Source organism: Klebsiella sp. C283 (assembly GCF_048822555.1).
Classification (GTDB): Bacteria; Pseudomonadota; Gammaproteobacteria; order Enterobacterales; family Enterobacteriaceae; genus Klebsiella; species Klebsiella quasipneumoniae.
The window spans coordinates 451,230-471,023 of sequence record NZ_JBMEZS010000001.1 but is presented as its reverse complement, the minus strand read 5'-3'; the positions used below and the strand labels follow the sequence as shown (position 1 = coordinate 471,023).

Sequence of the window (19,794 nt, the reverse complement as noted above, 5' to 3'; positions counted from 1 at the left end):
ACGCTGCAGTTTCATCTAAGCTTGAAGGCGTTATCAAAAAAAGGAGATGGAGATCATGAAACAAACCGTGGCCGCATACATTGCCAAAACGCTGGAACAGGCCGGCGTGAAACGTATCTGGGGCGTCACCGGCGATTCCCTCAATGGATTGAGCGATAGCCTGAACCGCATGGGCACCATCGACTGGATGGCCACCCGGCACGAAGAGGTCGCCGCTTTCGCCGCCGGCGCGGAGGCGCAACTGACCGGCGAACTGGCGGTCTGCGCCGGTTCCTGCGGACCGGGTAACCTGCACCTGATCAACGGTCTGTTTGACTGTCACCGCAACCATGTCCCGGTGCTGGCGATTGCCGCCCACATCCCTTCCAGCGAGATTGGCAGCGGCTATTTCCAGGAGACCCATCCCCAGGAGCTGTTCCGCGAATGCAGCCACTACTGCGAGCTGGTCTCCACCCCGGAGCAGATCCCGCAGGTGCTGGCGGTGGCGATGCGTAAGGCGGTGATTAACCGCGGCGTTTCGGTGGTGGTTCTGCCCGGCGACGTGGCGCTGAAAGCCGCTCCGGAGAGCGCCAGCAGCCACTGGTATCATGCGCCGTTGCCGACGGTCTCCCCGGCCGACGAGGAGCTGCGCAAGCTGGCGCAGCTTATCCGCTACTCCAGCAATATCGCGCTCATGTGCGGCAGCGGCTGCGCCGGCGCCCACCAGGAGCTGGTGGAGTTCGCAGCGAAAATTAAAGCCCCCATCGTCCATGCGCTGCGCGGTAAAGAGCATGTCGAGTATGACAACCCGTATGATGTGGGCATGACCGGGCTGATTGGCTTCTCTTCTGGCTTCCACACCATGATGAATGCCGACACCCTGATTCTGCTCGGCACCCAGTTCCCCTATCGCGCCTTCTATCCGACCGACGCCAAAATTATTCAGATCGACATTAACCCCGGCAGCATCGGCGCGCACAGTAAGGTTGATATGGCGCTGGTGGGCGACATCAAATCAACGCTAAAGGCGCTGCTGCCGCTGCTGGAAGAGAAAACCGATCGCCGCTTCCTCGATAAGGCGCTGGAGCACTATCGCGACGCGCGAAAAGGACTCGACGATCTGGCGAAGCCCAGCGAGAAGGCGATCCACCCGCAATATCTGGCGCAGCAGATCAGCCATTTTGCCGATGAAGACGCCATTTTCACCTGCGATGTCGGCACCCCGACCGTCTGGGCGGCACGCTATCTCAAGATGAACGGCAAACGCCGCCTGCTGGGTTCATTCAACCACGGCTCCATGGCCAACGCCATGCCGCAGGCCATTGGCGCCAAAGCCACCGCGCCGGAGCGTCAGGTGGTGGCCATGTGCGGCGACGGCGGGTTTAGCATGCTGATGGGGGATTTTCTGTCGCTGGCGCAGATGAAGCTGCCGGTGAAAATTATCATCTTTAACAACAGCGTGCTGGGTTTCGTGGCGATGGAGATGAAGGCCGGGGGCTATCTCACCGACGGCACAGAGCTGCACGACACCAACTTCGCCCGCATCGCCGAAGCCTGCGGTATTAAAGGTATTCGCGTTGAGAAAGCCGCCGAGGTGGATGAAGCGCTGCAGACCGCCTTCCGCACCGACGGTCCGGTGCTGGTCGACGTCGTGGTCGCCAAAGAGGAGCTGGCGATCCCGCCGCAGATCAAGCTGGAGCAGGCGAAAGGCTTTAGCCTGTATATGCTGCGGGCGATCATCAGCGGGCGCGGCGATGAAGTCATCGAACTGGCGAAAACCAACTGGCTCAGGTAAAACAGAAGCAATACTCTGAACCAGAACAAGGAAAAGCCGTGATCGATCTGCGCAGTGATACCGTTACCCGTCCCGGGCGCGCCATGTTGGAAGCCATGATGGCCGCCCCGGTCGGGGACGATGTGTATGGCGACGACCCTACCGTCAATGAACTTCAGCGCTACGCCGCCGACCTGGCCGGCAAAGAGGCGGCGCTGTTTCTGCCCACCGGCACCCAGGCCAACCTCGTCGGCCTGCTCAGCCACTGCCAGCGCGGCGAAGAGTATATCGTCGGCCAGGGGGCGCATAACTATCTGTACGAAGCCGGCGGGGCGGCGGTTCTCGGCAGTATTCAGCCGCAGCCGATTGACGCCGCGGCGGACGGCTCGCTGCCGCTGGATAAAGTCGCAGCAAAAATCAAACCTGACGATATCCATTTTGCCCCGACCCGCCTGCTGAGCCTGGAAAACACCTATAACGGTAAGGTGCTGCCGCGCGACTATCTCCAGGAAGCCTGGGCGTTTACCCGCCAGCGCGATCTGGCGCTGCACGTCGACGGCGCGCGCATCTTTAACGCCGTGGTCGCCTACGGCTGTGAGCTGCGCGATATCGCCCAGTACTGCGACTCCTTCACCATCTGCCTGTCAAAGGGGCTTGGCGCCCCGGTTGGCTCGCTGCTGGTCGGCAGTGAGGCGTATATTCGCCGCGCCGTTCGCTGGCGGAAAATGGTCGGCGGCGGGATGCGCCAGGCGGGCATTCTGGCCGCCGCCGGGCTGTACGCGCTGAAAAATAACGTGCAGCGCCTGCAGGAGGATCATGATAACGCCGCGTGGATGGCGGATCAGCTGCGCGCCATCGGCGCCGACGTCACCCGTCACGATACCAACATGCTGTTCGTTCGCGTCGGTGATGAACAGGCCCGGGCGCTCGGCGAGTTTATGCAGGCGCGCGGCGTGCTGATCAACGCCTCGCCCATCGTCCGTCTGGTCACTCACCTGGATGTCAATCGTCAGCAGTTGAGCGAAGTGGTCGCCCACTGGCAGGCTTTTTTACAACGCTAAGGAGTCAGGCGTGTCGCAATCGGTTTTGGTGCTCGGCGCCAGCGGCTATATTGGTCAACATTTAGTCCGCGAATTAAGCGCGCGGGGTTATCCGGTGCTGGCGGCGGCGCGCCATACCGACCGACTGCAAAAACTCGCTTTGCCCGGCGTCACCTGCCGGTCAGTCGATCTCAATCAGCCGCAGGCTCTGCCTGCGCTGCTCACAGGTATCGATACCCTTTACTATCTGGTACACGGCATGGGCGAAGGCGGCGATTTTATCGCCCATGAGCGTCGGGTGGCGACGCATGTTCGCGATGCCCTGCGCCAGACGCCGGTGCGTCAGATTATCTTTCTCAGCTCGCTGCAGGCTCCAGCGCAGGAGCAGTCCGACCATCTGCGCGCTCGTCAGGTCACCGGCGATCTCCTGCGCGAGTCGGGCGTGCCGGTAACCGAGCTGCGGGCCGGAATTATCGTCGGCGCCGGCTCCGCCGCCTTCGAGGTGATGCGCGATATGGTCTATAACCTGCCGGTGCTGACCCCCCCGCGCTGGGTGCGTTCGCGTACCACCCCTGTCGCGCTGGAAAACCTGCTCGTTGACCTCGTTGAGCTACTGAATCACCCTTCCGACGCGCACCGCGTCTTCGAAGCCGCCGGTCCGGAGGTGTTAAGCTATCAGCAGCAGTTCATTCGCTTTATGGCCGTCAGCGGCAAACACCGCCCGCTCATTCCGATTCCCCTGCCGACGCGCTGGATCTCGGTGTGGTTCCTCAATGTCATCACCTCGGTGCCGCCGACCATCGCCAAAGCGCTAATTCAGGGGTTGAAGCACGATCTGATCGCCGATGACCGGACGCTGCGGGCGCTGATCCCGCAAACGCTGCTCCCCTTCGATCAGGCGGTTCGCCGCACCCTGAAAGAAGAAGAGCAGCTGGTAAACTCCAGCGACTGGGGCTACGACGCCCAGGCTTTCGCCCGCTGGCGACCGGAGTATGGCTATTATCCGAAACAGGCAGGCTGCACCATCACCACTCAGGCGAGCCGCAAAGCTCTGTGGCAGGTCGTTAACCAAATCGGCGGTAAAGAGGGATATTTTTTCGGCAATCTGCTGTGGAAAACCCGCGGCGCGATGGATCTGCTGGTCGGCCACCGGCTGGCCAAAGGGCGACCGCAGCGCGACTATCTGCAGACCGGCGATACGGTCGACAGCTGGAAGGTGATTATCGTGGAGGAAGAAAAACAGCTCACTTTGCTGTTCGGCATGAAAGCGCCGGGACTGGGCCGGTTAAGCTTTACCATTAACGATAAAGGCGATCGTCGTGAACTGGACGTCCGCGCCTGGTGGCACCCGCACGGTATGCCGGGCCTGGTCTACTGGCTGCTGATGATCCCGGCGCACCTGTTTATTTTCCGCGGTATGGCGCAACGCATCGCCCGGTTGGCCGAACAAATCTCAGGCAGAGTCGAAGGATAAGCATTATTCTTTCATGATTCTCATTGCATAGTCGGGAGAATCACGGAAAAATGCGCACGAAATTCTTTTCTGGGACAGTAGAGTAATATGAAGGTACTGGTTACCGGTGCGACCAGCGGATTAGGCCGCAACGCAGTGGAATATCTGCGCAACAAGGGCATCAGCGTGCGAGCGACCGGGCGCAACGAAGCGATGGGTAAGCTTCTGAGCAAAATGGGGGCGGAATTCATCCCGGCAGATTTAACCGAGCTGGTCTCTTCGCAGGCTAAAGTGATGCTCGCCGGTATCGATACTCTGTGGCACTGCTCAAGTTTCACCTCGCCCTGGGGCACGCAGCAGGCTTTCGATCTCGCTAACGTCCGCGCCACCCGCCGCCTCGGCGAATGGTCGGTAGCATGGGGCGTACGCAATTTCGTCCATATCTCTTCTCCCTCGCTCTATTTTGATTATCACCACCATCGCGATATTCAGGAAGATTTCCGCCCGCACCGCTTCGCCAATGAGTTTGCCCGCAGCAAGGCGGCCAGCGAAGAGGTGATCAACCTGCTGGCGCAGGCCAACCCGCACACCCGTTTTACCATTTTGCGCCCACAGAGCCTGTTCGGGCCGCACGATAAAGTCTTTATTCCCCGGCTGGCGCAAATGATGCAGCACTACGGCAGCGTCCTGTTGCCGCGGGGCGGCAGCGCGCTGGTCGATATGACCTATTATGAAAATGCCGTCCACGCGATGTGGCTGGCGAGCCAGCCTGCCTGCGATCATCTTCCCTCCGCCCGCGCGTGGAATATCAGCAATGGCGAACCGCGCACTCTGCGCAGCATCGTGCAGAAACTGATCGATGAGCTGGGCATCAAATGCCGGATCCGTTCAGTTCCCTACCCGATGCTGGATATTATCGCCCGCAGCATGGAGCGTTTTGGCGATAAAACGGCCAAAGAGCCGGCCTTTACCCACTACGGCGTCTCTAAACTTAATTTTGATTTTACGCTCGATATCACGCGCGCGCAGGATGAGCTGGGCTATCAGCCGGTGGTGACGCTGGACGACGGGATTGTGCGTACCGCCGCCTGGTTACGCGACCACGGTAAACTTCACCGCTAACCCTGGCCATATTTCTCTAACAGCGCCTCGGCTATCGCTTCGGTTTGCGCATCCGCTACGCCATCCCAGCGCTGGGGGCGGAAGTGCATCTGGAAGGCGATAATTACCCGTTTCTTCTGCGCGGGAGTCATCTCCGGCGTGACCTGATAGCCGTAGCGCGCCAGCAAATCCAGCACCACCTCAGGGTCCACAGGCTCACTGGGCGGCCGCCCGTTCAGATAAAAAGCCACCCGCTGCTCGTCCGGCCAGGCGCCAATCCCCTGCTGCGCCAGCTGTTGCCAGGGGAACAACGGCCCCGGATCGTCTTTGCGCTGCGGGGCGATATCCGCATGGGCCACCACGTTCTGCGGCGCGATGTGGTAGCGGGTGATAATATCGCGCGCCAGCGGGATCAGGGCTGCGATCTGTTCCGGGTGAAAGGGAGTAAAGCTTTTACCTCCCGCGGTCTTCTGCCAGCCGCGGTTTTCCAGTTCAATACCGATGGAAGTATCGTTGATGCGCGTGCTGCCGCGCCAGTAGCTGACACCGGCGTGCCAAGCCAGATCCTCTTCCGGCACCAGCTGCCAGATCCGCGGTTTATCATGGTGGCGCGGCGGCTGTTCAGGAATTAAATAGTGGGAACTGACCTCTTTATCGGTCAGGGTCGCCAGAGAAGTATCAAAGTTGTCTGCCGTATAGTGGATCACCAGCACTTTTATTCGCGGATAGGCCGCCTGCGCCGGATGGCGGGTGTCCAGCTGGTATCCATCGCGATCGATAATCCCTTTTTCGCCGGCACAGCCGCTTAGCAGTAACGCCAGCAGCGCGATCAGCGCAATCCGTGTCATTCTTTCATCCTTGCCCGGCAGCGTCTCCGGGTTAATAAGACCATCGATTTCGTCCTTTATTTTTCGCCTGGTACAGCGCGCTGTCCGCCCGGGCGATCAGCGTCTCCATCGGAACCGTGCCGTCGGAGGCGACGACCCCCATACTGACGGTCACCACCGAGGCCACCGCCGAAGCCTCATGGGGGATCGCCGCCTCGCTAATTTTCTGCTGAATGCGCTCGGCAATGGAGGTGGCTCGCGCTAAGGAAACCCCCGGCAGGGCGATGACAAACTCTTCGCCGCCGTAGCGGGCGACCAGATCGCCCTCGGCCCGTACCGCCATTTTAAGCACCTGGGCGACAGTCGATAAGCAATCGTCGCCAGCCTGATGGCCATAGTGGTCGTTGTAACGCTTAAAGTAATCGACGTCGATCATCATCAGCGCCAACGGCGTTTTTTGCTGCCAAATCTCCGCCAGATAGGCATTCAGCGCTCGGCGATTCGCGGTCCCGGTTAATGCATCCTGGTTGGCAATGCTTTCCAGCCGCTGAATAAGCCGCATATTTTCCTGATGCGTATTCCAGGCCTCATCATACCAGCGCTTAAGAATACGCCTGCCATAGAGTAAAATCGCCGTAAAAATGCCCCACAGGATCAAAAAGCGGACCTCAGTGTGAGGGTGGATCTGTAGTCCCGCCAGCAGGGCGGTTCCCCATAGCGGAAGCAAAAAAGCGATAATGCCGGGCCAATGGTGATACAGCGCGGCGAGGCCGGTGGTCATTAATATCACCAGCAGCGGCCAGGCGAAGGGCAGTGTCCAGAAAAAGATAAAACAGTAATTACTCAGGGACCAGCACAGGCTGAGTGCCAGCTGCAGGCCGGTGATAATGCTCAACGTATAGCGCCCCTGCGCCAGGCGCGGCGTGACGGCAATAATGGCTAAAATTACCGAAATAATAATAACCGCGATCAGCGCGACTTCGACATAAGGAATAACCGCCTGGTGCGTTAACAGCTTCTTATCAAAATGAGTAAAGATAAAATTGCGGAAGAAAACCATTAACGCAAAAGCGATATTGACAAAGGCCAGCCAGGGCATACTCATGGATAGCGCATGGCGCTGGACATTATCTCTGGTGGCCCACAGCTCGGTTCGCAGCTGGCGGACGCCCTCTTGCTTATTTGTTAACATCTTATCTCCCTGGTGACCTGCATGACCATGGGCGCAGACCCTGCTTTGCTTTATGATAAACCATGTTTCCGGGAATGTCTGTCAACGCTGCCCCCTTTCTGCCCCGGCGCCTTAAGCTGATTTTCTGCTAACGTCAGATGAAAAGGGTCTGGTCCTCTCCCTATGTGTATCTGGCAAAAAAAAGCAAGCATTATCAATGCGAAATACGTCATCTTTTCTTTAAAAAAGAGTTAACTAACCGTCATAAAATTGCAGTATTGCACTTGAAAAAAAAACGGTGTTAGTACAATCTGAAACCGCTCATTGGTGAGATAAAACAAGAGCATGATGATAGCAAGATAAACAATGGAGTCTAAAAATATGAAATATGCAGCTTTAGTGGCAGGTGCAGCATTGTTTTTAACGGCGAACGCCTTCTCTGCAGAAATTTTAACGAAAGAAGCCTTCGATAAGGTCCATACGCAATATACTAAAATCGGTACCATTTCTTCTACCGGTCAGACTGCACCCAGCGATGCCCGTGAAGAACTGATTAAAAAGGCCGATGAGAAAGGCGCAGACGTTATCGTGCTCTCTTCCGGTAATACCGATAAAAAACTGCACATCTCCGCTAACATCTATAAGAAGAAGTAATTAATCTTATATTTCAAGAAACATTATCATATTGCCCGGGTAATGTTTCTTGTTTGCCCGAAAAGTCTGTTTATTTTTAAACGGCCCCCAGATTTTCCTGCCTTAATATCATACAGCGATCTCCCCTGTCGATGTCCTGCCCTAAGGCCGTAGTCACATCAAGGTCTTAGCTCTTTGCGTCAAGTACAATCCGTACGCTATACGCTATGCTTTAACGGAAACTGAAAACGTAGTTCGCTTATAAGGAAATCATCATGCGCTACAAACTTCTTGCAGCACTTCTCCCTTGCGCGCTGGCGCTCAGCGCCTGTACGACCGTCACCCCGGCCTATAAAGATAATGGCACCCGCAGCGGCCCCTGTGTCGAAGGCGGCCCTGACGACGTAGCGCAAAAATTCTACGACACCCAGCTCCAGAACCGTACGCAGGATCCGGCGGCGCTGCGCCCCTATCTCAGCGACGCCCTGGCGAAGCTACTCAATGACGCCCGTCAGGATCCGGCCAACAGCAAACTGCTGCAGGCTAACCTGTTCTCCAGCAGCAGCACCCCGGCGGACAGCGCCGTCGTCGCCAGCGCCTCAACCATCCCTAATCGCGATGCGCGCAACATTCCGCTGCGCGTGGAGCTGAAGCAGGGAACCCAGAGCTGGAAAGACGAAGTGCTGATGATCCAGGAAGGCCAGTGCTGGGCCGTCGATGACGTTCGCTATCTCGGCCACAACAGCCACGCGCCGGCCGGGACGTTGCGACAGAGTCTGGAGAAACGTTAGTTCCGGAGTTGAAGCAACGTCGCTGAAACGATAACCCCGGTAAAATGTCGGTATTCGCCCCGAGAATGCCGACATTTACTCCCCCCTCACCCACCAGGCAATATTTTGTGCTAACTTTAAAGCTAAACGTGGTTTAGATTTAACTTTTAACGCATAAATATTGCATAACTATTCTGCCAAAGGTAGTATTTGCGGCCTCAATAGCTATTCGTATCAGACTGCCCAGATGAGTATTAAACTAAACGGCATTAATTGCTTCTACGGCGCGCACCAGGCGCTGTTCGACATCACGCTGGATTGCCCGCAGGGGGAAACGCTGGTGCTGCTCGGCCCCAGCGGTGCCGGGAAGAGCTCGCTGCTGCGCGTACTCAACCTGCTGGAGATGCCGCGTTCCGGTTCATTAACCATCGCCGGTAACCATTTCGACTTCACCAGAGCGCCGTCCGATAAAGCGATTCGCGAACTGCGCCAGAACGTCGGCATGGTCTTTCAGCAGTACAACCTGTGGCCGCACCTGACGGTACAGCAGAACCTGATCGAGGCCCCCTGTCGCGTACTGGGGTTAAGCAAGGATCAGGCGCTGGCTCGCGCTGAGAAGCTGCTGGAGCGCCTGCGTCTGAAGCCCTACAGCGATCGTTACCCGCTGCATTTATCCGGCGGTCAGCAGCAGCGTGTGGCGATCGCCCGCGCGCTGATGATGGAGCCGCAGGTTCTGTTGTTCGATGAGCCTACCGCGGCGCTCGACCCGGAAATCACCGCCCAGATCGTTAGCATCATCCGCGAGCTGGCTGAAACCGGCATCACCCAGGTTATCGTCACCCATGAAGTTGAAGTGGCGCGCAAGACGGCCAGCCGGGTGGTGTATATGGAAAATGGCCATATCGTCGAGCAAGGGGATGCCTCCTGCTTCACGCATCCGCAAACTGACGCGTTTAAAAACTATCTTTCACACTGATGTTTTTCGGGGAAATGACGATGAAAAAAGTACTGATTGCCGCCCTGCTCGCAGGCATGAGCCTCTCCGCTTCCGCCGCGCAAACCATTCGTTTCGCCACCGAGGCCTCCTACCCTCCGTTTGAGCTGGTGGATGCCAACAACCAGATCGTCGGTTTCGATGTGGATCTGGCTAACGCGCTGTGTAAAGAGATCGACGCCACCTGTACCTTTACCAACCAGGCCTTTGACAGCCTGATCCCGGGCCTGAAATTCCGCCGTTTCGACGCGGTCATGGCCGGGATGGACATCACGCCTGAGCGTGAAAAGCAGGTCCTGTTCTCCACCCCGTATTATGACAACTCGGCGCTGTTCGTCGGTCAGCAGGGCAAGTTCACCAGCATTGACCAGCTGAAGGGCAAAAAAGTGGGCGTACAGAACGGCACCACCCACCAGAAATTTATCACCGATAAACATCCGGAAATCACTACCGTGCCTTACGACAGCTACCAGAATGCGAAGCTGGATCTGCAGAACGGTCGTATTGACGCGGTCTTCGGTGATACCGCCGTGGTCACCGAATGGCTGAAGAGCAATCCGAAGCTGGCGGCCGTGGGCGATAAAGTGACCGACAAAGCCTATTTCGGCACCGGGCTGGGCATTGCCGTGCGTCAGGGCAACACCGACCTGCAGCAGAAATTTAACGCTGCGCTGGAAAAAGTGAAGAAAGACGGCACTTACCAGACCATCTATAACAAATGGTTCCAGAAGTAAGACTGAATGAACGAAATTTTTCCACTAGCAAGCGCCGCCGGGATGACCGTCGGCCTTGCCGTTTGCGCGCTCGCCATCGGCCTCGTCCTGGCGATGCTCTTCGCGGTACTGGAGTCAGTGAAATGGCGCCCGGTAGCCTGGCTTGCAACCGGCATTGTGACCATTCTGCGCGGCCTACCGGAAATTCTGGTGGTGCTGTTTATCTATTTCGGCTCGTCCCAGCTGCTGCTGACGCTCTCTGACGGTTTCACCATCCCGCTCGGGTTCACGCAGATCCCGGTGCAGATGCAGATTGAGAACTTTGACGTCAGTCCGTTCCTCTGCGGGGCGATCGCCCTGTCGCTGCTGTATGCCGCCTACGCCTCGCAAACGCTGCGCGGCGCGCTGAAAGCCGTTCCGCAGGGTCAGTGGGAGTCCGGCCAGGCGCTGGGGCTGTCGAAAGCGGCCATTTTCTTCCGCCTGGTGATGCCGCAGATGTGGCGCCATGCCCTGCCCGGTCTCGGCAACCAGTGGCTGGTGCTGCTGAAGGACACCGCGCTGGTGAGCCTGATCAGCGTCAACGATCTGATGCTGCAGACCAAAAGCATCGCCACCCGCACTCAGGAGCCCTTTAACTGGTATATCATTGCCGCAGCAATCTATCTCGTCATCACCCTGTTGAGTCAATACATCCTTAAGCGGATTGACCAGCGTGCGACGCGCTTCGAACGGAGACCAGGCTGATGCTCGACTACTTACCCGAACTGCTGAAAGGCCTGCATACCAGCCTGACGCTGACCGTGGCGTCGATTATCGTGGCGCTGATCCTGTCGCTGATCTTTACCATTATCCTGACGCTGAAGACGCCGGGGCTAGTGTGGATAGTGCGCGGCTACATCACCCTGTTTACCGGTACGCCGCTGCTGGTGCAGATCTTCCTGATCTACTATGGCCCCGGGCAGTTTCCTTCGCTGCAGGAATATCCATGGCTGTGGCATCTTATCTCCGAGCCGTGGCTGTGCGCCCTGATCGCCCTGTCGCTTAACAGCGCCGCCTATACCACCCAGCTGTTTTACGGCGCCATCCGGGCGATCCCCGACGGGCAATGGCAGTCGTGCAGCGCGCTGGGGATGAGTAAAAAGGATACCCTGGCGATCCTGCTGCCGTACGCCTTTAAACGCGCGCTGTCGTCCTACTCCAACGAAGTGGTGCTGGTGTTCAAAAGTACCTCTCTGGCCTACACCATCACCCTGATGGAAGTGATGGGTCACGGCCAGCTGCTGTACGGACGGACCTACGACGTGATGGTGTTCGGCGCCGCCGGGATTATTTATCTCATCGTCAACGGGTTGCTGACCCTGTTGATGCGCCTGGTGGAGCGCAAAGCGCTAGCTTTCGAACGGCGTAACTAGCGCCTGGCGTATTTGCATAATAAGCGAACAACAAGACGGACAAGTCTAATACCTGTCCGTCTTTTTTTATACCAAATAAAATATTTAATCATTTTTATTGAATACAAATTCATTTAATGGCATTGTCACCCTATGCCGCAGACACGGCGAATAATCATAAGATTGACAGACGGGAGTTCCACGATGAAAAAGTTAGTTCTGGCTGCACTGCTCACCACGTTCACCTTCGGCGCCGCCGCCGCGGAGAAAATCAGCTTCGGCGTGTCCGCGACCTATCCGCCGTTTGAATCGATGGACGCGAATAACCAGATTGTCGGCTTTGATATCGATCTGGCCCATGCGCTGTGCAAACAAATGCAGGCAGAATGCACCTTTACCAACCACGCGTTTGACAGCCTGATCCCGGCGCTGAAGTTTAAGAAGTATGACGCGGTGATTTCCGGAATGGATATTACGCCGGAACGCAGCAAGCAGGTGGCCTTCACCGACCCGTACTACGCCAACTCCGCGCTGGTGATCGCCAAAAAAGACGCGTTCCACTCGTTCGATGATTTGAAAGGCAAACGGATCGGCATGGAAAACGGCACCACCCACCAGAAATATCTGCAGGATAAACATCCTGAGGTGAAGACCGTCGCCTATGACAGCTACCAGAACGCGATTATCGACCTGAAAAATGGCCGTATCGACGGCGTGTTCGGCGACACGGCGGTGGTCAACGAGTGGCTGAAAACCAACCCGCAGCTGGGGGCAGCCACGCCGAAAGTAACCGATCCGCAATACTTTGGCACCGGCCTTGGGATTGCCGTGCGCCCGGATAACAAGGCGCTGCTGGAGAAACTGAACGCCGCGCTGAAGGCGATTAAAGCCGACGGTACCTACCAGAAAATCAGCAACCAGTGGTTCCCGGAGTAACTTTTTTGCCGGGTGGCGCTGCGCTTACCCGGCCTGCTCCGTCCCCGTAGCCGGGTAAGGCGTAGCCGCCACCCGGCAATTTCTCAAAGTGGCACGAAGAACCTGAACCGCGCCCCGCTTACCGACTCCACCAGCCGGATCCCGCCCCCGTGCAGCTCCAGCATCCGTTTCACAATCAGCAGCCCTAACCCACCGCGATCCTCCCGCGACGCCTGGGTAGACAACGCCGACGGCCGCTGGAACAGATCATCGCGCAGCGCGGCATCGACGCCCGTTCCGTTGTCTGCCACTTCAACCTGGAGCTGTTGATTCTCCTGCCAGACCGCCAGACGGATCTCCCCGCCGACGGGAGTATGCCGCATCGCGTTATCGAGCAGGTTGGTCACCACCCTCTCAATCATCGACACATCGGCGTTGATCAGCGGCAACGGCCCCGGCACATCAATTTGCAGGTTCACCTCGCGCGTGCGGGCGGTGAGTTCAAACTTCTGCGCCACGTCGGAAATCAGCTCCGCCATCGCGAAACGCTCGCGCTGCGGCTTAATGCTCCCGTGCTCCAGTCGCGCCAGCTCAAACAGCTGCTGTGAAAGATGGCGCACCTTGTTGCCCTGGCGCAGGGCGATGGTGAGATACTGCCTGCGCTCCTCGGCGGTCAGCCGTTCGTCCTTCAGGGTCAGCGTTTCCAGATACCCCAGCAGCGAAGTCAGCGGTGTGCGCAAATCGTGGGAAATATTGGCCACAAATTCGCGGCGCTGGCGGTCGCTGTCGGCCAGCCGATCCCACTGACCGGCTATCTGCCGGGCAAGGTCAATAAAGCGGTTCTCAAGGACCGCTACCTCGTTACCGGGCTGTGGCTCCGGCGTGCGGGCCGCCAGGGTTTTGATGGCGCTGATGCTGTCCCGATCGTTCGCCGCCACCTGGGCGGTGAGCTGGCGGACAGGCCGGGTAACCCAGAACCATGCCAGGCCTCCCGCCAGCAGACCAAACAGGGCCACCAGCAGCAGGGTCCACAGAACAATGCTCCACAGCGTTTTTTGCCAGGCGTCGGCCGCCAGCTGATTAAAGGTCTCCCCCTGCAAAATGATATACAGGTAGCCGCGCAGCTGGCCGTCGACGCGCAGCGGGGCGGCGCTGAAGACTTTTCGCCCGTCAAGGCTGCGGGGATCGTCGCCATACACCGGCGACGTACTGCCGGTGAGAAAAACCTGTACCGGCGCCATGTCGATCCGCTGGCGCTGGATATGGCCCGGCGGCGCCGCATCGGCCAGCAGGTCGCCATCAGGCGACAGCAGATAGAGCTCCACGCTGGGATTAAAGGTCATCAGGCGGTCAAACAGCGACTTCAGGGTTTGCCGGTTGACCTCGCCGTGGGCGTCCAGCAGCGGTTCGCGGGCCACAATTTGCTGAGCCAGTCCGGCGGAGAGGCGCTGCACCATGGCGTTGCCATACTGCGCGCTGCTGTGTAACTGAACGGCGCACACCGCCGCCGCGCACAGCATCAGCAGGGAGACCACCACCAGCGCCAGCCGCTGGCTGAGGCTCAGGCGGCGGATCACGGGGCGGCCTCCTGGGTCACCGGGGCGAACTTATAGCCTTTTCCCCAGACGGTCAGAATGATGTCCGGCTCGGCCGGGTCACGTTCGATTTTACTGCGCAGGCGGTTGATATGGGTATTGACCGTGTGCTCATAGCCCTCATGCTGATATCCCCAGACCTGCTCCAGCAGCGCCAGCCGGGAAAACACCTCCCCGGGATGGCGGGCAAAGTAATACAGAAGCTCGAATTCGCGCGGCGTGAGGTCCACCATCTCGCCGCGCAGCCTCACTTCGCGGGACAGCGGATCGATGCTCAGACCATGGCAGGACAGGCGCCCGGCGTCCATCAGCAGGTTCTGCCCCATCGCCTCCTGGCGACGAAACAGCGCTTTAACGCGGGCGATAAGCTCCAGTAACGAAAAGGGTTTCGCCAGATAGTCGTCGGCGCCCATCTCCAGGCCCAGCACACGGTGCATTTCGCTGGTGCGAGCGCTGATGATGATCACCGGCAGATAGCGGGTCATCTGGCGGATGCGCCGGCAGATCTCCAGGCCATCGACGCCGGGCAGCATCAAATCGAGGATCACCGCATCCCAGACCCGCGTTTCCAGTCGGGCGAGGGCCTGGCCGCCATCGGCCTCATGCACAATCTGATAGCCCTCATCCTGCAGATTGAGCCGCAGCAGCGTGGCTATATCCTCATCATCTTCCACCAGCAGAATGGTTTTGGCCATTAGATTCCCCCCACCAATAACAAAACATGCTGCGTCAAGCTTACCCGATTTCGGCGGCGCAAAGCCTTCACATTTTGTTTAAACTTCGCGGACCAGCAGGGTCAGCACTTCGTAGTGGGCGGTATGAGGGAACATATCAAACAGCTGGACCCGCTCGACGCGATAGCCGCTAAGACGGGCAATGTCGGTCGCCATGGTGCGGGCGTTACAGCTGGAATAGATAATGTAGGGCGGCGCCATGCGGCTTAAATAGTCGCACAGTTCAGCGCCAATGCCGCGTCGCGGCGGGTTGACCAGCACCAGCTGCGGGATATCCGCTTCATGCGTGGCGAACCGCGTGGAGTCCAGCGCCTGAAAATGCAGATTGCCGAGCCCCAGCTGCGCGGCAGACTGCCTGGCGCAGGCGATCGCTTCCGGGGCTATCTCTATCCCGGTCAGGCGCATCGCCGGCGTCGCGCAGTGCAGGCCAAAACCGCCGACGCCGCAAAACAGATCCCACATATGCTGGACCGGCAGCGCGCGCACCCAGTCGCGGGCGGTGGCGTACAGCCGGCTGGCTACCGTCGGGTTAGTCTGAAAGAAGCTTTGCGGACGGATCCACAGCGGCACCTCATTAAAGACCTCGCCCAGCGCCTGCTGTTCGGTGAAGAAGATCTCCTGCTCGCCTTCCATGATTGCCATATGCACCGGCTGGATATTCGCCGTGATCACCTTGAGCTGTGGGAGCTGTGCCTGCAGCCAGGGCAGCGCGGCGCGCAGCTGGGCCACCTTGGCCTCTGAGCGCAGCACGAAGCGCAGCATCATCTCCCCCTGCTGGCTGGCGGTCAGCAGCAGATATTTCAGCTCCCCGCGCTTGCGCGCGACGTTGTAGGGAGTTAACCCGGCGCGGGCGATAAAGGGCTTCAGGCCGGCAAACACCGGCGCAAACTCGGCGGGATAGAGCGGGCAGTCGGTGAGGTCCACCGGGGTGCCATCGCGGTGCAGCATCCCCAGCAGCGGACGCTCCACGCTGCCGCTGACCACCATTTTGGCCTTGTTACGGAAAGCCGCCTCCGGCCCGCTGACCGGCTCGCCCCAGTCGGCGACGGGGATTGCCGCCAGCAGCGTGCGCAGGTCGGCCATTTTATCGGCGAGCTGTTGCGGAACCGACCGTTCCAGCCATTGACAGGAACGGCAGCGGCCGGCGTCGTAGAGTGCGCAATGCATAATTGACCTTCAAAATTCCAGGGGCGGGGATTGTATCACCGTTATTGCAGGCGGAAAAACCGACGGCAGGTCGCTGGCACAAACAGCAGCGTCAGGACCAGTAGATCCGGCAGTTTTTGCATCACCAGCGAGTGGAAGATCTCCCGTTTGGATTCGCCGGGAATACTGAACAGCTCCGGATACCCGTAGCCCAGCGACGCCGCCCACAGGTAGCCGGCGGCTATCATCTGCGTCAGCAGATAAACCCAGCGCGCCCAGTTGCGCCCTTTCACCAGCGAGAAGGCGCACCAGATTTCGATAAACACCAGCGCCAGGCTGCCGAGGAAGACCAGCGTCAGGTTCCAGGTCTGGACGCTACGGTGTATGAATTCGTTCAGCCCCTGCAGGCCCAACAGATTGAGGATCATCAGCAGATCCAGACCGCGAATCAAAATAATCGCAAAGGCCGCCACCTGCACCAGCGCAGGGACGTTAAGGCGGGCATGCGATGAGCGAGTTTTCGTAAACAATCCCAACGTAATGTCTTCCATGAAAACGGCGCCACAGAGTGGCGCCGACCGGAGGCTGCTGTACCGATTTTAGGTGGTTCAGCCTTGTCTTGCACGCTGGATATCGCGCACTCGCTGCTTTTCTGCGCGGGCCATCAAATACCAGGCGATAAAACCAACAACGCCGACCACGCCGAGGATGAGCGTCGCCAGTGCGTTAATCTCCGGGTTGACCCCCATGCGCACGCTGGAGAAGACCAGCATCGGCAAGGTCGTGGCCCCGGGACCGGAGACAAAGCTGGCGATCACCAGGTCATCCAGCGACAGCGTGAAGGCCAGCAGCCAGCCGGAGATCACCGCTGGCATAATCATCGGCAGCGTGATGACGAAGAAGACCTTCAGCGGCGCGGCGCCCAGATCCATCGCCGCCTCTTCGATCGAGTGGTCCAGCTCACGCAGGCGCGAGGAGATCACCACCGCCACGTAGGCGGTACAGAAGGTGACGTGCGCCAGCCAGATGGTCAGCATCCCGCGATCCGACGGCCAGCCGATGGCATGTCCCAGCGCCACGAACAGCAGCAGCAGCGAGAGCCCGGTGATCACGTCCGGCATGACCAGCGGCGCGGTGATCATGAACGCGAAGCCGTTGGAGCCGCGAAAACGTCCAAAGCGCACCATCACCACCGCGGCGATGGTGCCAAGGATCGCCGCCGCCGTCGCCGCGCAGGCGGCGATAGTCAGGCTGAGCCCCACCGCGCTCATCATCGCGTCATCGTGGAACAGCTCGCTATACCAGCGCGTTGACCACCCGGCCCAGACCGTCACCAGCTTTGAGCTATTGAAGGAGTAGATCACCAGCATCAGCATCGGGGCATAGAGGAAGGTGAACCCGAGCACGAGGATCAGAATGCGCCACGGCGAGCGTACTACCGGCAAGTCGTTCATCCCTGCTCTCCCATCTGTTTTTGCTGGTGCTTATGGAACCACATGATCGGCACGATCAGCAGCAGCAGCATGACAATCGCCACCGCCGAAGCCACCGGCCAGTCACGGTTGTTAAAGAACTCCTGCCACAGCACGCGGCCAATCATAATGCTGTCCGGCCCGCCCAGCAGCTCCGGGATCACGAACTCCCCCACCGCCGGGATAAACACCAGCATGGAGCCAGCGATAATCCCCCCTTTGGTGAGCGGAACGATCACCTGAAAGAAGGTCTTCAGCGGCCGGGCGCCGAGATCCAGCGAGGCCTCCACCAGCGAATAGTCGATGCGGGTCAGCGCGGTGTAGATAGGCAGCACCATAAACGGCAGATAGGCATAGACGATACCGATATATACCGCCAGGTTGGTGTGCAGGATCTCCAGCGGCTGATCGATAACCCCTAGCCACAGCAGGAAGTTATTCAACACCCCGTTGCTTTTCAGCAGTCCCATCCAGGCATAGACGCGGATCAAAAACGACGTCCACGACGGGAGGATCACCAGCAACAGCAGAATATTGCGCGTCGACGGCTTGCTGTGCGCCACCGCCCAGGCCAGCGGATAGCCCAGCAGCAGGCAGCAGAGCGTCGAGATGCCCGCCACCTGCAGCGACTGCAGATAAGCCTCAAAATAGAGCGGATCGTCGGTCAGCTGCAGGAAGTTGGCAAAGTTAAGGGTCAGCGTCAGCTGACCATCCGCCCACTCCATCAGATCGGTGTAGGGAGGGATCGCCCGCGCCATCTCGGCAAGACTTATCTTGAACACGATCAGGAACGGCAGCATAAACAACAGGATCAGCCACAGATAGGGCAGCGCGATCACCAGCTTGCGGCCATGCGCCATCTGCAGGCGCGCCGCCCACAGCGCGAAGCCGCCCGGTTTTTTCGCCCCTGACGGGGATTCAACGGTACTCATCGCCCTCTCCTTACACCGTCAGTACAACGCAGCTGTCCGCATCCCAGCATAAACGCACCTCGTCACCCCAGGTGGGCGTCCCTTTCCGATGGCGGTGCTCATTCTGCAGCTGGGCGCTGATCATCTGCCCGCTTTGCAGGCGCACATGGTAGATGGAGAGATCCCCCAGATAGGCGATATGAATCACCTCGCCGACGGCAAAATTGTAGCCATCCGCCGGCGGCTCATCGCACAGCATGATCTTCTCCGGACGCAGCGCCACCCACACCGGCACGTTGTCCACCACCGAGGCGTCGGGGTCGACCTTCAGCGGATGCACCAGTCCCGGCGAGCGCAGCACCAGGCCATCTTCCAGACGCTCTTTCACCAGCCCTTCAAAGACGTTCACCGAGCCGATGAACTCGGCGCTGTAGCGGGTGGTCGGGTGCTCGTAAATCTCTTCCGGTTCGCCAATCTGCACAAACTTGCCGCGGTTCATGATGGCGATACGGCCCGCCATGGTCATGGCCTCTTCCTGATCGTGAGTCACCATCACGCAGGTCACGCCAACGCGCTCAAGAATATCCACCACCTCCAGCTGCATGCGATCGCGCAGCTTTTTATCCAGCGCCCCCATCGGCTCGTCGAGCAGCAGCAGCTTTGGTCGTTTCGCCAGGCTGCGCGCCAACGCGACGCGCTGGCGCTGACCGCCAGAGAGCTGGTGCGGCTTACGTTTAGCGAACTCCTGCATGTGCACCAGAGCCAGCATCTCCTGCACCCGGGCGGTGATTTCCGCCTTAGGCAGACGATCCTGCTTCAGACCGAAAGCGATATTCTGCTCAACGGTCATATGGGGAAATAGGGCGTAGGACTGGAACATCATATTGATAGGCCGCTGATAGGGCGGTACGCGCGCCAGATCCACGCCGTCGAGCATAATCTGTCCGGCGGTCGGTTGCTCAAAGCCCGCCAGCATGCGCAGCAGGGTCGATTTCCCGCAGCCTGATGCGCCGAGCAGAGCAAAAATTTCGCCTTTATAAATAGTGAGACTGACATCGTCGACAGCGTGCTGGCCATCAAACGACTTGGTTAAGTTACGGATTTCCAGCAGCGGGGTCAGCGCTTTGGGGGCTTTCGCCTGTGGGCGGGGCATTACGTCGTTCAATCGGGTGCTC

20 protein-coding genes are annotated in these 19,794 nt (G+C 58.8%); 11 read left to right on the top strand and 9 right to left on the bottom strand.

The features are described 5' to 3' along the window. Nucleotides 1-55 precede the first annotated feature (55 nt). The 4 genes from poxB (at nucleotide 56) to ACOI7Z_RS02200 (ending at nucleotide 5,368) form a co-directional block, all read left to right on the top strand. Nucleotides 56-1,774, top strand: a complete 1,719-nt coding sequence (gene poxB, locus ACOI7Z_RS02215; RefSeq protein WP_023288997.1) for a ubiquinone-dependent pyruvate dehydrogenase — start codon at nucleotides 56-58, stop codon at nucleotides 1,772-1,774. A 38-nt stretch (nucleotides 1,775-1,812) separates the two neighbouring features. After that, nucleotides 1,813-2,814, top strand: a complete 1,002-nt coding sequence (gene ltaE, locus ACOI7Z_RS02210) for a low-specificity L-threonine aldolase (protein ID WP_087849042.1) — start codon at nucleotides 1,813-1,815, stop codon at nucleotides 2,812-2,814. Nucleotides 2,815-2,824: 10 nt separating this feature from the next. After that, entirely contained in the window at nucleotides 2,825-4,267 is a 1,443-nt protein-coding gene (locus ACOI7Z_RS02205) for an SDR family oxidoreductase (protein WP_087849043.1), read from the top strand. An 87-nt stretch (nucleotides 4,268-4,354) separates the two neighbouring features. Beyond that, nucleotides 4,355-5,368, top strand: coding sequence for an NAD-dependent epimerase/dehydratase family protein (locus ACOI7Z_RS02200; RefSeq protein WP_002896399.1), 1,014 nt, complete (start codon nucleotides 4,355-4,357; stop codon nucleotides 5,366-5,368). On the opposite strand, the gene ACOI7Z_RS02195 is transcribed toward ACOI7Z_RS02200, so the two are convergent. Further along, complete coding sequence (locus ACOI7Z_RS02195; RefSeq protein WP_048297142.1) at nucleotides 5,365-6,195, bottom strand: N-acetylmuramoyl-L-alanine amidase; 831 nt, start codon at nucleotides 6,193-6,195, stop codon at nucleotides 5,365-5,367. The genes ACOI7Z_RS02200 and ACOI7Z_RS02195 overlap by 4 nt on opposite strands. 31 nt (nucleotides 6,196-6,226) lie before the next feature. Further along, nucleotides 6,227-7,366: a GGDEF domain-containing protein gene (locus ACOI7Z_RS02190; protein ID WP_023288993.1), complete on the bottom strand. Its 1,140-nt coding sequence runs from the start codon at nucleotides 7,364-7,366 to the stop codon at nucleotides 6,227-6,229. Between the two features lie 360 nt (nucleotides 7,367-7,726). Here ACOI7Z_RS02190 and yahO point away from each other — a divergent pair, with 360 nt between their 5' ends. The 7 genes from yahO (at nucleotide 7,727) to artJ (ending at nucleotide 12,782) form a co-directional block, all read left to right on the top strand. Continuing rightward, nucleotides 7,727-7,999, top strand: a complete 273-nt coding sequence (gene yahO / locus ACOI7Z_RS02185; RefSeq protein WP_023288992.1) for a DUF1471 family periplasmic protein YahO — start codon at nucleotides 7,727-7,729, stop codon at nucleotides 7,997-7,999. A gap of 254 nt (nucleotides 8,000-8,253) precedes the next feature. Next, nucleotides 8,254-8,769 carry a lipoprotein gene (locus tag ACOI7Z_RS02180; RefSeq protein WP_087849044.1) on the top strand — a complete coding sequence of 172 codons (516 nt, stop codon included), beginning with the start codon at nucleotides 8,254-8,256 and terminating at the stop codon, nucleotides 8,767-8,769. Nucleotides 8,770-8,995: 226 nt separating this feature from the next. Continuing rightward, nucleotides 8,996-9,724, top strand: coding sequence for an arginine ABC transporter ATP-binding protein ArtP (gene artP / locus ACOI7Z_RS02175; RefSeq protein WP_032428704.1), 729 nt, complete (start codon nucleotides 8,996-8,998; stop codon nucleotides 9,722-9,724). A gap of 20 nt (nucleotides 9,725-9,744) precedes the next feature. After that, a complete protein-coding gene (artI, locus tag ACOI7Z_RS02170; RefSeq protein WP_002896390.1) occupies nucleotides 9,745-10,476 on the top strand; it encodes an arginine ABC transporter substrate-binding protein ArtI in 732 nt (243 codons plus the stop codon). Between the two features lie 6 nt (nucleotides 10,477-10,482). After that, entirely contained in the window at nucleotides 10,483-11,199 is a 717-nt protein-coding gene (gene artQ, locus ACOI7Z_RS02165; protein ID WP_023288989.1) for an arginine ABC transporter permease ArtQ, read from the top strand. Beyond that, a complete protein-coding gene (gene artM, locus ACOI7Z_RS02160; protein WP_004201338.1) occupies nucleotides 11,199-11,867 on the top strand; it encodes an arginine ABC transporter permease ArtM in 669 nt (222 codons plus the stop codon). Before artQ ends, artM begins: the two co-directional genes overlap by 1 nt. Before the next feature lie 183 nt (nucleotides 11,868-12,050). Beyond that, the gene (gene artJ, locus ACOI7Z_RS02155) at nucleotides 12,051-12,782 is read left to right on the top strand and encodes an arginine ABC transporter substrate-binding protein ArtJ (RefSeq protein ID WP_004201336.1); all 732 of its coding nucleotides are present in this window, start codon (nucleotides 12,051-12,053) and stop codon (nucleotides 12,780-12,782) included. Between the two features lie 83 nt (nucleotides 12,783-12,865). Here artJ and ACOI7Z_RS02150 read toward each other — a convergent pair whose 3' ends face one another. From ACOI7Z_RS02150 to potG, 7 genes are all read right to left on the bottom strand, one after another. After that, entirely contained in the window at nucleotides 12,866-14,338 is a 1,473-nt protein-coding gene (locus ACOI7Z_RS02150) for a sensor histidine kinase (RefSeq protein WP_048334568.1), read from the bottom strand. Further along, the gene (locus ACOI7Z_RS02145; protein WP_023288987.1) at nucleotides 14,335-15,051 is read right to left on the bottom strand and encodes a response regulator transcription factor; all 717 of its coding nucleotides are present in this window, start codon (nucleotides 15,049-15,051) and stop codon (nucleotides 14,335-14,337) included. The genes ACOI7Z_RS02150 and ACOI7Z_RS02145 overlap by 4 nt, the downstream gene beginning before the upstream one ends. A gap of 78 nt (nucleotides 15,052-15,129) precedes the next feature. Continuing rightward, nucleotides 15,130-16,257, bottom strand: a complete 1,128-nt coding sequence (rlmC, locus tag ACOI7Z_RS02140; protein WP_048297139.1) for a 23S rRNA (uracil(747)-C(5))-methyltransferase RlmC — start codon at nucleotides 16,255-16,257, stop codon at nucleotides 15,130-15,132. A 41-nt stretch (nucleotides 16,258-16,298) separates the two neighbouring features. Then, entirely contained in the window at nucleotides 16,299-16,787 is a 489-nt protein-coding gene (locus ACOI7Z_RS02135; protein ID WP_023288985.1) for a YbjO family protein, read from the bottom strand. 57 nt (nucleotides 16,788-16,844) lie between these two features. Beyond that, nucleotides 16,845-17,690: a putrescine ABC transporter permease PotI gene (gene potI / locus ACOI7Z_RS02130; RefSeq protein ID WP_023288984.1), complete on the bottom strand. Its 846-nt coding sequence runs from the start codon at nucleotides 17,688-17,690 to the stop codon at nucleotides 16,845-16,847. After that, nucleotides 17,687-18,640, bottom strand: a complete 954-nt coding sequence (gene potH / locus ACOI7Z_RS02125; RefSeq protein ID WP_004201331.1) for a putrescine ABC transporter permease PotH — start codon at nucleotides 18,638-18,640, stop codon at nucleotides 17,687-17,689. Before potH ends, potI begins: the two co-directional genes overlap by 4 nt. A gap of 10 nt (nucleotides 18,641-18,650) precedes the next feature. Further along, entirely contained in the window at nucleotides 18,651-19,784 is a 1,134-nt protein-coding gene (potG, locus tag ACOI7Z_RS02120) for a putrescine ABC transporter ATP-binding subunit PotG (protein WP_044521950.1), read from the bottom strand. Between the last annotated feature and the right edge of the window lie 10 nt (nucleotides 19,785-19,794).